Here is a 13,873-nt window from a genome sequence, read left to right as displayed (position 1 = left end):
CGATGGGCGATTCCAAGCCCTATACGTTTGCCACGGCGGACGGTCAGTTCACCGGTTTCGATATCGAGCTGTTTCTCAACGTCGTCTCCCGCCTCGGCTTTCAAAAAGACAAGGTGACGTTCACGGGCCAGGAATTTTCAGCACTCCTGCCGTCGGTCGCAAACGAAAGGTTCGACGTTGCCGTTGCGGCGATCGGAACCACCGAAGCCCGCAAGAAGACCGTCGACTTTTCCGACGGCTATCTTGCCGGTTATCTCTCCGTCCTGACCCCGGATGCCGCTATCAAGGATGCCGATGGCCTCAAGGGCAAGCGTCTCGGCGTCGTGCAGGGGACCTTGCAGGAAGTCTATGCAGCCAAGAATTTCGGGGGAACCGATCTGGTGAAATTTCCCGACAACAATTCTGCCGTGGCCGCGCTCAACAACGGAACGGTCGATGCGCATTTTCTCGACTACGAGGCCGCCAAGCAATATGGCGAGCGCTATCCCGCGCTGAAGGTCGCCGTGAATATCCCGTCCTTCGATGCGCCTGCTGGCTTCGTGGTCCGAAAAGGAAATGATGCATTTCGCACGGCGCTCAACGGCGCGCTTCACGATGCGATGCAGGACGGCACCTGGAAGACCCTTTACGAAAAGTGGTTCCCCGGCTCGCCGATGCCGGAACAGTATCTTCCCAAGAAGTGATGCCGTAAGCCGCCCGCTCATGGCGGGCGGCTTACCAAGGCACTGCTAAAGCATGTCGCGCAAAAGTGTGCCGCGGTTTTGCGACAACGACATGCGTAAAAACAAAGACCTAAAGCGCGACAAGCGAATCTGAAAGATCGCGATGCGCTTTAGTCGGCGTCTGCATCGGCAAGAATTCATGGGGATCTGAATGAACTGGCTTGAAAATCTGCGCCGCAGCTTCCTGGACTGGGACGCTATGGCGGAAGTTCTGCCGAGCATGATCAGCGTCGGCCTGAAGAATACTCTAATTCTGGCCGCTGCCTCGACCGTGCTCGGCGTCATCATCGGTATGGCGCTTGCCGTGATGGGCATCTCGCAATCCCGCTGGCTGCGGCTGCCGGCGCGCATCTACACCGATATCTTCCGCGGGCTGCCGGCGATCGTCACGATCCTGATCATCGGCCAGGGTTTTGCCCGGATTGGGCGCGAGATCTTCGGTCCGTCTCCATTTCCGCTCGGCATCCTGGCGCTCAGCCTGATTGCCGGTGCCTATATCGGCGAAATCTTCCGGTCCGGCATTCAAAGCGTCGAGCGCGGCCAGATGGAAGCCTGCCGGGCGCTCAGCATGAGCCACGGGCAGGGCATGCGCCTGATCGTCATCCCCCAAGGCATCAGGCGGGTTCTGCCGGCGCTGGTCAATCAGTTCATCGGAAACGTCAAGGATTCCAGCCTTGTCTACTTCCTCGGATTGCTTGCTTCCGAGCGGGAGATCTTCCGGGTCGGCCAGGATCAGGCCGTCGTCACCGGCAATCTGTCACCGCTGCTGCTGGCGGGCGTCTTCTATCTCGTCATCACCGTGCCGCTGACCCACTTCGTCAATTATATCGATGCGAGACTGCGCCTGGGAAAACAAGGCCGCGGCTCGGGTGCTGCGAGCGGATTGGTCGAGGTAAGCGAGTTGCGGGCCGCTGCCGGCCCCCATCCCACGGGCACGGCCGAGGAGAGTACGCCGCGCTTCAAGGGCGGCGCCCTGAACATCCGGGACCTCACCATGGCCTATGGCGATCTCGACGTGTTGAAGGGTGTCGATCTCGACATCGCCGCTGGTACCGTCACCTGCATTATTGGCCCTTCCGGCTCGGGCAAGTCGACGCTGCTGCGCTGCATGAACAGGCTTGTCGAGCCGAAGGGCGGCGACATCCTGCTCGATGGCGAGAGCATCCTGGCGATGAAACCGGAGAGGCTGCGCCGGCGTGTGGGCATGGTGTTCCAGCACTTCAACCTGTTTCCCGACCACACGGCACTCGAGAACGTCATGCTTTCGCTGACCAAGATCAAGAAGATGCCGAGGCAAGAGGCGCGGCGCATCGCCGAGGCGCGTCTGGCCGAGGTCGGTCTCGCAGAGCGTCGGGATCATCGGCCGGCAGGTCTGTCGGGTGGGCAGCAGCAGCGCGTCGCCATCGCACGCGCGCTGGCCATGGATCCGGAGGTCATGCTTTTCGACGAAGTGACGAGTGCGCTGGATCCCGAGCTGGTGAAGGGCGTGCTCGACCTGATGGCCGCTCTCGGCCGCCAGGGCATGACGATGGCCGTGGTGACGCATGAGATGGGATTTGCGCGCAGGGTGGCCGATCAGGTCGTCTTCATGGATGAGGGCCGCATCGTCGAGGCTGGCTGCCCGCAGCAGATTTTCGACAATCCCCGAAGCGAGCGGCTGAAGCGCTTCCTTGCTGAAGTTCTCTGAACCGCCTGAAGCAACGCATGGTGCCCCCGGTCGTCCTCATGCCGGGCGCGCCGGATTTCATTCGATCTAGCAAGAGCAGAAAACAAGGTTATCGACATGAATGCTTCCACCAAACCTTCGAAGGTCGTCGTCATCGGCGGCGGCATCTTTGGCGTCTCGACCGCTGTCCATCTGGCCCGGCTCGGGGTCAGCACCGTGCTCATCAATGATGGCCCGCTTGCTAACGGCGCCTCCGGCCGTTCGCTCGCCTGGCTCAACTCGGCGCGCAAACGCTCCGATGCCTATCACAGGCTGCGCTTGGCCGGCATAGATCGCTACCGTACGCTGGCCGCCCGGTATCCCGATGCGCCGTGGCTGCGCTTCGGCGGTGGCCTGACCTGGGATGCGGACGATGCCAACGAGATCGCCGAAATCTTCGACTATGAGCGCGACCTCGGCTATCACGCGCAATGGCTCACCCCGGATAGAATTGCTGGGGTAACGCCGGGTGTGGACGCCAGTACTGTGACGCGCCAAGGCGCGATCTTCAATCCCGGGGAGGGCTGGGTCGATCTTCCGTCCTTGATGGACGTGCTCGCGCAGGAATTCCGCACGCTGGGCGGCGAGATCATCACGGACGCGGGTCGCGCGACGGTCGATGTCGAAAGCGGGCGTGCCCGTGGCGTGATCACGGCAGACGGCATGCGCCGGGATGCGGATGCCGTGCTGCTTGCTGCCGGCGGCGACGTTCCCGCAATCGTGGCCGAGGCCGGCCAGCATATCGGCGATGCAACGCCTGTCGCCCTTCTCGTCCGGACCAAGCCGATCCGCCATCCGCTGAAGGCCGTGCTCAACACCCCTCGCGTCGCCATCCGGCCGACGCCCAACGGTGGATTCGCGCTCGACGCCGCTTGGTCCGAGGAAGAGGTGAGCGTGAAGCCCGACGGCAGCTATGATGTCAGGCAATCGACGCTGGAAGGATTGCTGCGCGAGGCCTCCAGGGTTCTCGAAGGCAATCCGGTGCTGGAGGTCGAAGATTATGGGGTCGGCCCGAAGCCCATCCCGGGCGACGGCGAGCCCGTCTTCGGTGAGTTGCCGTCGATCTCGGGTTATTTCGTCGCCTTCAGCCACAGCGGCGCCACCCTCGGCCTGATTGCCGGCGAACTTCTGGCGGACGAGATTGTCACCGGACGCCGCCATCCGCTGCTGGCGGACTTTCGGCCGGAGCGTTTCAGCGCGTCGCGAAGATGAAGGCAGCAGCGGAGGCCGATGCATCCTTCTGAGCCGTCGAGCGTTCTATCGCACAGGAACAACTGGAGACGCATCATGAAGGACGAACTCAGGGACACCGGCACAAACAACGACATGCGCGACGGTGTGGAAACCGCGCCGGCCTCCTTCGAGGAGGCAAGCATCAACCCTGATCTTATCAGACGTGAGGGTTTCGCCAGCGAGGCCGAATATCGGGCATATATTGCGACGCTCGGTGGTCATGCTTCCGTTGGAGACACTGTCGAGGAGCCTCTCCCGATCTACGAAGGTCATGTCCTGGAAGGCCGTCTGCAAGAACTGAGAGAAGAACTCGAAAACCTTCGCGCTCGCCTTCACGTGATCCAACATCAGGCCGCGACCGTCGTTACGGAGAACGTCCGATGGGCCGATGCCAGCGCCCATGCGCAGCTCGGCAATCAGCCGTGGCTCAAGCTGGCAGGTGCTATGGCGGCGGCCTTCGTCGTCACGCGGGGCATCATGCGGTTGCCTCTGGGAGCCGTGGCGACGACGGCGCTACCATTGGTGGCGGCAGCGATGAACCGGAAGCTCGCCCAACGTCGATGACTATCAGGCAAAGCCGATTTCCGCGAGCAGAGGCAGGTGGTCCGACGCAACCCTTGTTAGGCGGTTTTCCAGGACCGCCGCCTGTTTGACGATGAGATCGTCAGTGACGAAGATGTGGTCGAGGCGCATCAGCGGGTAGCGCGAGGGAAAGGTCGCTCTCGGCGCGGCGCTGCCTGCAAGCTGGGCGTCCTTCAATGACCGCGCGGCAAGTCGGTAAGTCGCCGATGACGGAATAGCGTTGAAATCGCCGCAGAGGATGGTTGGAAGAGGTTCATCCGCCATGCCGTGCAGCCAGCCGGGGTTCAGCAATGTCGTCATCTGCCGGATGCGCTCGCGGCCACGAAGGCCGAGATGGGTGTTGACGACCAGCAGTTTTCTGTCGCCGACCAGTATTTCGACGGAAATGGCGCCGCGCTGTTCGCCGATGGATGGCAATGGTCCGGCCTTGACCGCGCCTGTCGGCAGCGAAGTGATGATCGCATCGCCATACTGCTCCTCGGCGATCGACAGCGCCGGATGGAAATGAGCCTGCATCTTCAAAAGCGAGGCGATCGCATGGGCCTGGTCGACGCCGCCGGTCCTGCGCCTGAGGACGTCGACCTCTTGAAGAGCAACGATATCAGCCTCAGCCTCGGCGATGACAGAAGCTATGCGGGCGGGATCGAGCTTCCGGTCGCCGCCGATACAGCTATGCACATTATAGGTGAGGAGTTTGATTGATTTGTCCGGCATAGACCCGCTGAAAGCTCGTTCCCCGAGGACATAGAACTTGTCCTTCGGGGGAACACAGAACTCGTTTGATCGTTCCAGATCATCGAGGTTAGCGCGTTCGTGCGTTCTTCGAACGCGCGAAGGACGCTCTAACCCGTAAAATCTGCGCATTGCGTTTCGGATTGGATAATCGATGAGCTGGAAAAGCATAATCTGGAATGGACTGCTGGCTGCCGCCCTTTGTCTTGCGGTCTTCCTTCTCTATCGGATCTTCCAACAGTACAGCCTGGATGAGATCGTCCAATCGGTTCGCAGCATTCCATTCTCGACCTTCTGCACAGCGCTTCTGTTTACGGCGGCATCTTATCTCTGCCTCAGTTGCTTCGACCTCCTGGCGATCCGCTCGCTCGGCAAATCCTTGCCCTACCGGAACATCCTGCTCGCCTCGTTCGTCAGTCTTTCGCTCGGCCACAATATCGGCTTTGCGGGGTTAAGCAGCGGCGCCTTTCGCTATCGCTTCTATTCACGCTGGGGGCTGACGGCGGAGGACGTGGCGAAGATCATCCTGTTTTGCGGCGTCACGGTGGGGCTTGGGCTCATCACGCTTGGCGGCATTGCTATGATCGTCAATCCCCGCGATGCCGGGCGCCTGCTGCGCATCGATCCGGCAAGTGTGCGCATCTTCGGCGTGCTGGCGCTGGTCGTGCCGGTCGTCTATGCCGGCCTGGCGTTTTTCATCCGCGGCATCTTACGGCTGTGGCGCTGGTCGTTTCAGCTGCCGCGATTTTCGATCGCGGTAGCGCAGATCGGAATTGGGACGATCAACTTCATGTTCGTCTCCGCCTGCCTGCACCAGATGCTTTCCACTTTCGGCGACGTGGCCTTCTTCAGGTCGGTAACGGCTTACGTCCTTGCCAATTCCGCGATCCTCGCAACGCATATTCCGGGCGGTCTCGGCGTGCTCGAGGCGACGGTCTCCTATGTCGTGCCGAAGGAGGCCTCGATCGGCGCGCTGATTGCTTTCCGCTGCGCCTATTTCTTCATCCCGCTGGCGCTCGGCACGACGCTTCTCGTCATCAGCGAGGTCGTTTTCCGGCGGAGCTCACGCGGGGCGGAAGATGAGGCGGATGAGCGCGTCGAGGCCCAGTCGGTTTAAAGCTGCGAAGGGTCGAGCCGGGTCGAAGATCGCCGTGCCAAAAATCGGTGAAATGCTGCCCGACAGTTCCACGGTGAATTCCCGTAAACCCCGAGGCCCGTCATTGAGCGCCTCAACTGCCTCGATCAACGAGCCGCTTTGCATAAAGGCTGCGGCAAAGCTTTCCGGGGTGGTTCCGAGATATTCCGAAAGCAGGCGATTGCGCAGATCCACGATCGCGCGCCTGTGCTCGCCATTACTGGCCTCTACAAGCATGTCGCATTCGCAATCCAGCCCTTCCGAGCGATTGTTTAAGTTGGAGGAGCCAATGCGGACCAGCTCATCATCGGCGATGATCAGTTTGGAATGGACGAGTACCTCCACCTCGCCGCTCTCTTTCGCCGTGACTAGGCCGGGCACGATTGGCCCGGGCACGACGGCATAATAGACGCGCAGGCGGTCCGCACGATCGGCGCGTTTCAGGCGGCGGATGACCCGGTCGCGATTGCCACCCATGACAATCCTTTCGATCAGCCCGTGAGAGCTGCGCGTGCAGATGATGACGACTTCAGGCCCGTCTTCCTCCTGCAGCCGCGCGGCAATGGCGTCGGCGACGCGGAAGGAGGCGAGATATTGCGCCTCGATGTAAAGCTGCCGCCGTGCCCGGGCGATGACGTCCAATGTCATGGCGATGCCGTCGCTGATGCCGGGGCGAAGTGCGGTCGAGGGCTCAGTCAGCGCGAAGCTGACTGCGGTCTCCCTCATGGAAACGGCGAGATCGTCCGGCCAGGCAAAGGGAACGTTTTCGGCCAGCGGCAGGTGGTTTTCACCGGTGGTGTTTTCCCAGCGCCGCCTGGCGATATCGCCGATCAACCTGGCAGCGTCGCCGGTGACCATTGCCTGAACGTCATGCAACGGATCATAGGAAACACCCTTGGGGTCACGTCGCAATGTATCCTTGGCGCGGTGGAGCCAGGTGTCCCACCGGCGCGACGTCAGGTCTATGCCGCCGATGAAGGCGACGGCGTCGTCGATGCAGACGAGTTTCTGGTGGTGGCAGCCGCGCAATGTCGGCTGAAGCTCGAAGCGTAGATCGATCCGCGTATTTCTGGGAAAGCTTTTCTTCCGCAGCATCTGCAGGGACTTGCCAGAATAAACGGGGCCAAGCGCCCAGATGAGGATGCGTATTTCGAGCTCCGGATTTGCCGCTGCCAGGGCATGCAACAGGTCGGCCAGGGTTTCATCGGACTTATCGGGTTCCAACCCGATGTATGCATTGAAATCCCACCCGATGATCCAGATGGTGCGCCTCGCCTGCCGCAACGCACGCGCCAGCTCGGCGAAATAGCTGTTGCCATTGATCAGGAAGGCCGCCTTGGCAGCGCTCCCTTCCAGACACAAGGCGCTGCCCTCCTGTTTTTGGCGGTCGCTCGGCCGTTTTGATTTTGTCTGCGACAAGCTCGGGTTATTGAAGATGGTTTCGAATGTCGTCATGATTGCCTCGGCCTCTAACTGGAGCACAAACGCCCGGAATTTGCCTGGGTTCCCCGATGGCGTTGGACGGCGGCCGCCAGTCGTGCAGAATGCAAGGAAACGAGATGTCACAACGAGCAGGCAGCGCCGATCTACCCCTTCACGGGGGACGCGTGCCGCATTGGCTCGGCGACCGGATGACGCGACTCGGAACGCTGATCACCGAGGCGATCGTCCATCACTATGGCCGCGACGAATTCCTGCGCAGGCTCGCGCATCCCTTCTGGTTCCAGTCCTTCGGCTCGGTCATGGGCATGGACTGGCATTCTTCCGGTATCACCACCAGCGTTCTCGGCGCGCTGAAGCGTGGGCTGAAGCCGCGTGCCGGCGAGCTCGGCCTGCATGTCTGCGGCGGTCGTGGCGCGCATTCTCGCAAGACGCCTCAGGAACTCGTCTCGATCGGCGAGCGCGTCGGTCTCGACGGCGAGGGGCTCGCGACCACGAGCCGTCTCATCGCTAAGGTCGACAGCGCCGCCCTTCAGGACGGGTTCGACCTTTATCTGCACGGGTTCATCGTTGCCGATGACGGCCATTGGGTGGTGGTGCAGCAAGGCATGAACGGCGACAGGCGTCAGGCCCGGCGCTATCATTGGCTGTCCGAAGGGCTGGAGAGCTTCGTCGACTCGCCGCATGCGGCAATCGAGGGAAGGAGCCAGGGCGAGATCGTCAATTTTTTGCCGACAGGCGCGCCGAACGCTCGCGGCGCGGTCAGCTCGATCTGCTGACAACCCTCGGGCCCGACCGGATCATCCGCGAAGCCGCCGCACTGCTGCGTGCCGAAGAGCCGGCGCCGGAACCTGCCCAACAGCTGATGCTGCCGCACCTGATCATGCCTTCCCATCACGATGTCCGCGAGAGCGACGTCAACATGCGGCGCCTGCACGGAAATCTGGCTGCCGCTGCCGACCGCGGGCCGGCGGATTTCGAAGAGCTGCTGCTCGTTCCAGGCGTCGGCGCCCGCACTGTGAAGGCGTTGGCGATGGTGGCGGAAGTCGTCCACGGCGCGCCCTGCCGCTTTTCCGATCCGGCGCGCTTCTCGATCGCCCATGGCGGCAAGGACCGCCATCCTTTTCCGGTCCCGCTCAAGGTCTATGACGAGACGATCGCCGTGATGAAATCGGCGGTGCAGAAGGGCAGGCTCGGACGCGAGGAGGAGTTGCAGGCTCTCAAGCGCCTGGACGACCAATCCAGGCAGATGGAACGCTATGTCACGGGTCCCGACCTCAAGGAAATCATCGCGGGCGAATTCCGCCAATCCGCCGATTTCGGCGGCCGCAGCGTCTTCGGCTGGGAGGAGCCGCCCGCAGAGTAGGGCGCCTCTTTATGCCACTATCTTAACTCGCTGAGCCGGGCAGGGTGACCTCACCGTTTTCCTCACCATCCCAGTACCGGATGGAGGACGCCGAAACTTTGATAAGAACGATCCCGGGAGTGTCCACACCTTCGGGAAACCACCGCTCGAGATCGAGCACCCAATGTTCTTCGAAAGCCGCCTTGTCCCGCACCAGCGAGGCGAAGCCCTCCACAGCGATGAAAATCCCCGGTTTGCCGAGGAGGCTGGGAGGCGCCGTGAACGTCAGCGAGACGGTGTCGATACCTTCGATCTCCGTGATTTTCCTGGTGTCTTCATAGGAAAAGAACCAGGAATCCCCGTCATATTCGACGTCGCCGTTATTGCTCATCGGTCGGGCCGAGATGCGGCCCGACCCGGCGTTCGTCGACAGCATGCAGAAATCGATCTTCTTCAGTTGCGAGGATAGGTCTTCGAGGGTCATGGACGCCATTGCGATCTCCCGGGTTTGAATGCTCGGAAGTAGCGTGCAAGCGTCCAGATTGTTCCGTGGAAAGTCCACGACTAAGTCTCGATCCGTTTGAGATTAAGCTTCCATCCGAGCGGTGCCTCGAGGATGAGCATGGTGAAGACAGGAAGGTTCCACTGGTTGCAACGTCCTGTGTGAAGCTAAAGATACGCGGCGCTGTAGCTTCAATGGCCGTCGGGCGGGACGGCTTCGACTGGAACCGTCTCTTTCAGGTTCTTCCGGTGGAAGATGAAGAGCCCCGCAACGACGATGATTGCGGCACCGACGATGATCTGCGTATCGGGAATATCATTGAAGAAGAGGTAGCCGAGGACGATCGCCCAGAGCAGAAGCGTATATTGCAGCGGGGCAAGCAGCGATGCCGGCGCGAGCTTCAGCGAGCGCGTGATGAGCAGATGTGCGCAGGAGGCGACGATGCCGAGCAGCAGCATGCCGGACCAATCAATGAGCGTTGCCGGCTGCCAGTGGCCGACGCTTAAAACGATGCCGGTGACGAGCGCCGCGATCGTCTGCCAGGTCACGAGCGTCGTGTCGCTGGTCGAGCGCAGATAGCGGCTCATCACCAGCGACAGCGCAAAGGCAAGGCTGCCGGCAAGACCGAAGAGCGATGGAAGCGACAGCATCGCCGTGGATGGACGCAACGCGATGACGACGCCGGCAAAGCCGATCAGAACGGCGAGCCACCGGCGCCAACCGATCTTTTCTCCGAGAAAGAAATGCGAAAGCGCCGCAATATAGATCGGTCCGGCCATATAGAAGGTCATGACATCTGCCAGCGGCAGATAGGCGACGGCAGCGTAGAACAGGGCGACATCGACAGTCGCCATGAAAACACGGATGAATTGCAGGCCCTTCTGCTCGACGCGGAACAAGGCCATCGGCCCTTGCCGGAGGATCATGGGTCCGAGCACGATGAAAGCGCCGACCGAGCGGATCACCAGCACCTGGCCGACGGCAAAGCTCGCGACCAGCCACTTGCCCATTGCATCGTTCAGCGCAAAGAGCAGATCGCCGAGCAGCATCAGCACGACGCCGGTTATGATCAGGTTTCCGGCATCGGCTACGCCAGTCTTGGTCTTCATCTCTCGCATCCTCGCAAAACGGCCGCGCATGCGCGGCCGAGTGCGGCTTCTGCCTTAACAATGCGGATGTCAATGGTCAGTTTGAAGCGCTTGCACCCGAATTTGCCATAGGGTTGGCGAGCGACCGTCCTCATTCACCTCTACCGACAGCTACCTCTCTGATCGGGGCGGCCAGGTGACGTAACGTCGTGGAGCCAGCGAATAAATCGCCGTCTTTGGGATAGAGCCCACTGGTGCCCGCTCACCCCATCAAGTCAGGCTCACCAAGGTAGTGTGCGCTTGTCATTGATGAAGGCGCCCGTCTGACCGTCGTTTGCGACGGCAAGCTGAACGATGATCTCAGCTGCCTGCTCGACCGTCCGATAACCTGTGTTGCCGTTGAAATCGGTCTTTGTGTATCCGGGATCCGCGCTGTTGACCCTGATGCCGAACGACGCGAGGGCCTTGGAAAACGATACGGTCACCGCGTTGAGGGCCGTCTTCGAGCTGTTGTAGCCCAGGCTGTTCACACCATAGAATTCGCTCTCCGGATCTGTCAGGGCGCCAAGCGAACCGAGCTCGCTGCTGACGTTGACGACATTGGCGGAACTCGCGGCCTTGAGCAGAGGCAGGAAAGCTTGCGTAATTCGGATCGGCCCGAACACGTTGATCTCGTAGACCTGACGGATGTCGTCCACCGTCTGATCCGCCGGATCGACGAATGCTCCGGGTATGCCCGCATTGTTGACCAGTGCGTCGAGTTTACCGTCTTCCTGCCTGACACGATCTGCGGCCGCCTTCACACTTGCGTCGTCCTCGACGGCGATTTCAAGGAAACGCACATCGTGACCTTGGGCCCGCAAAGTTTGCGCCGCACTCTCACCGCGCCCCGCATCGCGGGCGCCGAGCCAAACCCGATAACCCATTTCCCCGAGCCGTCGAGCGGTTTCAAAGCCGATGCTCTTGTTGGCGCCGGTGATCAATACATTCTTTGACATGGTGGTTCTCCATTCTGGTTGCCTGTCCAATATGAGGGGGCGAGCTTCCGGCCGCGTGCCAAATTCTATTGAACTCTTGCCTAATCCTGTCGAAGGCCTTGCGCGCGTTGGAGGCGGGTGCAATTTAACAGGCATGGAAAATGTAAGCGAAGAACTAAGGTTCCTGATCGAGAGGCACTCGCGTGGCGGCAGCACGACGACCGCCATTCCACGCGTCGGTTTGCTGAGAGCAGAACGCACGACTGAGCCGACGGCAGGCATGACGGAGCTTGTCATATGCTTGGTGCTGCAGGGCGCTAAGGCAATCACTTGCGGCGAGAACATACTGCACTATGGAGCGGGCAGCTACTTCGTCGCCTCGGTCGAGGTTCCCGTCTTTGGCAGAATATCCGAGGCGAGCCGCCAGAAACCATTTCTCGGCGTCGGGTTCAGCTTTGACGCCCGCAACATCGCCGACCTTCTGATCGAGATGCCTGACGTGCGCGATCCGGAATTCTTGTGTGGCCTCGGCGTGAGCCCGAGCGATCCGCAGCTCGAAGAAGCGTTTCTGCGGATGATGCGACTTTTCGACAGGCCAAACGAAATTTCCGTCATGGCACCAATGATCGAGCGGGAAATCCTGTTCCGGCTGTTGCAGGGGCCGCAGGGAGCGAAGCTGCGGCAGATCGCACAGATCGACGGCCGACAGTCGCAGGTCAGGCGGGCGCTCGCCTGGATTCGCGAAAACTTCACTGAATCTTTCAAAGTCGAAGATCTGGCGCGGATGACGGGAATGAGTGTTTCGGTGTTCCATCGCCACTTCAAGGCGGCAACGACGATGACGCCCATCCAGTATCAGAAGCGGTTCCGGCTCCACGAGGCACGCCGTCTGTTGCTCGAGACTCCAGGCGACGCCACCCGCATCGCTTTCGCCGTCGGCTATGAAAGCGCGTCCCAATTCAGCCGGGAATACGGACGGCTGTTCGGACTTCCGCCCGCCCGCGACGCAAGCCGGCTTCGCGCGAAGGCCATTGCGCCTGTGACGTCGGGCGATCCGATGATGCGATGACCAGTTTCGGACGCGCAATTTAGCGAGCCTCGTGACAATATTGTTTCAGGATTTGGTTGGCACGTTGACCGGTGTGCAGGGAAACCGCGGCCCGTAGGCGCTTGTCTCTGGTCCATAAGGCCGCTCGCTCAGCAACGACCCCACCGGCGCGGTGGATTGGCTAAAGCGCCCAATCATCCCAATTCTGGACTTCGGCCGCTTTATCCTCGCGACAAATCGTTTCCAGCGCCAATGAGGCACGGCTGGAGTGCCTTTGTTTATGCCGCAGGATTGCAAATTGCCGGGACGGCAAAGAAAAGCGCACCTTCACCAGCAGACCTTGCGTCAAGAGCGGCGCGGCCACGGCACCTGAGACGACCGTTGCGCAGAGGCCCTCTCTTGCTGCCGATATGACTGCCTCGTTCGATGGCAGTTGCAGCGCGACAGCCAAATCTGCGGGGGCTATGCCGAGATTGGAAATCGCCGCCTCGAAAGCCGACCGGGTTCCGGACCCCTTTTCCCGCATGACCCATTTCGTCCCTGAAATCAGGTCCGCCGGTGCAATTGGTTTGCCACGCGCCCAGGGATGGCGGGGACCGACGACGACAAGGAGTTCGTCCTCGGCAAGCGGCTGAACATGCAGCGCCGGCTCGTCAACGCTGCCTTCGACGAAGCCGACTTCAGCCAATCCATCGAGGACCGCTTTTGCCGCCGTGGTCGTGTTGCCAATCATCAGCTTCAGGTCAATGCCCGGGTACCGGATCTTGAAACGCATCAGCATCGCCGGTAGCCAGTAGCTTGCGATCGTCTGGCTCGCAAAAACGACCAGTTCACCCTTTTGCAAGCCGCCGAGATCGGACAGGACGAGCGCTGCGGCCTTTGCGCGCGCCAGCGTCGCTCTAGCCTCCCCCAGAAACACCCGTCCTTCATATGTCAGCTCTATGCGGCGTCCGACGCGGTGGAAAAGCTCGACGCCATAGGAGGTCTCGAGATTGCGGATAGCCGAACTGACAGCCGATGGCGTCAGCCCGATCGCAAGGGCGGCCTTGGTCAGATGCTCGCGTTCCGCAACCGCGACAAAAATGGAAAGCTGTTCAAAGGTCATGATTCAATCGTTCGATTTTAGCGAATGAACTATGCCAAACTATTCAATGGAAGTCGACAATTGAGTGTGGGACAGTGCAGTCCTCCGCAAGGTCTTGCCGATGATCGTTTCCGCCTCACGTTCCCTGTCGCTTCCTGCCGTCCTGCCGGGACTCGTCCTGTGTGCTGCAGTCACGCTCTCTGCGTATCTCGTTGAGCAGCTGCAGATGATGGTTTTCGGCTCGCATTGGATCGAGAGCCTCGTGCTCGCCATTCTGATC

At 60.9% G+C, this 13,873-nt stretch carries 12 protein-coding genes and 2 pseudogenes; 8 read left to right on the top strand and 6 right to left on the bottom strand.

What is annotated here, in order from left to right:
* The 4 genes from FY112_RS06850 to FY112_RS06835 form a co-directional block, all read left to right on the top strand.
* A partial coding sequence (locus tag FY112_RS06850; protein WP_151518043.1) for an ABC transporter substrate-binding protein occupies window positions 1–683 on the top strand: 683 nt, incomplete at its 5' end.
* A 190-nt stretch (window positions 684–873) separates the two neighbouring features.
* Window positions 874–2,409, top strand: a complete 1,536-nt coding sequence (locus tag FY112_RS38440; protein WP_151518042.1) for an amino acid ABC transporter permease/ATP-binding protein — start codon at window positions 874–876, stop codon at window positions 2,407–2,409.
* Between the two features lie 96 nt (window positions 2,410–2,505).
* Window positions 2,506–3,639: an FAD-binding oxidoreductase gene (locus tag FY112_RS06840; protein ID WP_151518041.1), complete on the top strand. Its 1,134-nt coding sequence runs from the start codon at window positions 2,506–2,508 to the stop codon at window positions 3,637–3,639.
* 72 nt (window positions 3,640–3,711) lie between these two features.
* A complete protein-coding gene (locus tag FY112_RS06835) occupies window positions 3,712–4,224 on the top strand; it encodes a hypothetical protein (RefSeq protein WP_131643237.1) in 513 nt (170 codons plus the stop codon).
* A 3-nt stretch (window positions 4,225–4,227) separates the two neighbouring features.
* Here the strand turns inward: FY112_RS06835 and FY112_RS06830 are convergent, their stop codons facing one another.
* Window positions 4,228–4,956: an endonuclease/exonuclease/phosphatase family protein gene (locus FY112_RS06830; protein WP_017956676.1), complete on the bottom strand. Its 729-nt coding sequence runs from the start codon at window positions 4,954–4,956 to the stop codon at window positions 4,228–4,230.
* 172 nt (window positions 4,957–5,128) lie between these two features.
* On the opposite strand from FY112_RS06830, the gene FY112_RS06825 reads away from it, so the two are divergent.
* Window positions 5,129–6,091 carry a lysylphosphatidylglycerol synthase domain-containing protein gene (locus FY112_RS06825; protein ID WP_131708089.1) on the top strand — a complete coding sequence of 321 codons (963 nt, stop codon included), beginning with the start codon at window positions 5,129–5,131 and terminating at the stop codon, window positions 6,089–6,091.
* Here FY112_RS06825 and FY112_RS06820 read toward each other — a convergent pair.
* Window positions 6,038–7,564 (bottom strand): phospholipase D-like domain-containing protein, encoded by a 1,527-nt coding sequence (locus FY112_RS06820; RefSeq protein ID WP_094088365.1) that lies wholly within the window; start codon window positions 7,562–7,564, stop codon window positions 6,038–6,040. The genes FY112_RS06825 and FY112_RS06820 overlap by 54 nt on opposite strands.
* Window positions 7,565–7,668: 104 nt before the next feature.
* Here FY112_RS06820 and FY112_RS06815 point away from each other — a divergent pair.
* Window positions 7,669–8,915 (top strand): annotated as a pseudogene (locus tag FY112_RS06815) (DUF763 domain-containing protein).
* Between the two features lie 22 nt (window positions 8,916–8,937).
* On the opposite strand, the gene FY112_RS06810 reads toward FY112_RS06815, so the two are convergent.
* The 3 genes from FY112_RS06810 to FY112_RS06800 form a co-directional block, all read right to left on the bottom strand.
* Complete coding sequence (locus tag FY112_RS06810) at window positions 8,938–9,387, bottom strand: pyridoxamine 5'-phosphate oxidase family protein (RefSeq protein ID WP_151518040.1); 450 nt, start codon at window positions 9,385–9,387, stop codon at window positions 8,938–8,940.
* Window positions 9,388–9,587: 200 nt separating this feature from the next.
* Window positions 9,588–10,505, bottom strand: coding sequence for a DMT family transporter (locus FY112_RS06805; protein ID WP_064655493.1), 918 nt, complete (start codon window positions 10,503–10,505; stop codon window positions 9,588–9,590).
* A gap of 260 nt (window positions 10,506–10,765) precedes the next feature.
* On the bottom strand, window positions 10,766–11,482 hold the full coding sequence (locus tag FY112_RS06800; protein ID WP_128460563.1) for an SDR family oxidoreductase: 717 nt from the start codon (window positions 11,480–11,482) through the stop codon (window positions 10,766–10,768).
* Here FY112_RS06800 and FY112_RS06795 point away from each other — a divergent pair.
* Window positions 11,442–12,530 (top strand): AraC family transcriptional regulator, encoded by a 1,089-nt coding sequence (locus FY112_RS06795; RefSeq protein ID WP_348642721.1) that lies wholly within the window; start codon window positions 11,442–11,444, stop codon window positions 12,528–12,530. The two genes, FY112_RS06800 and FY112_RS06795, sit on opposite strands and share 41 nt — an antisense overlap.
* A 160-nt stretch (window positions 12,531–12,690) precedes the next feature.
* Here FY112_RS06795 and FY112_RS06790 read toward each other — a convergent pair whose 3' ends face one another.
* Window positions 12,691–13,614 (bottom strand): LysR family transcriptional regulator, encoded by a 924-nt coding sequence (locus tag FY112_RS06790; RefSeq protein WP_151518039.1) that lies wholly within the window; start codon window positions 13,612–13,614, stop codon window positions 12,691–12,693.
* 64 nt (window positions 13,615–13,678) lie between these two features.
* On the opposite strand from FY112_RS06790, the pseudogene FY112_RS37165 reads away from it, so the two are divergent.
* Window positions 13,679–13,873: pseudogene (locus tag FY112_RS37165) on the top strand (putative sulfate exporter family transporter); the annotation flags it as partial.

Source organism: Rhizobium sp. PEPV16 (genome assembly GCF_008919455.1).
GTDB lineage: Bacteria > Pseudomonadota > Alphaproteobacteria > Rhizobiales > Rhizobiaceae > Rhizobium > Rhizobium leguminosarum_Q.
Note: the sequence above shows the minus strand (reverse complement) of the source record. Positions and strands in the feature narration are given on the sequence as shown.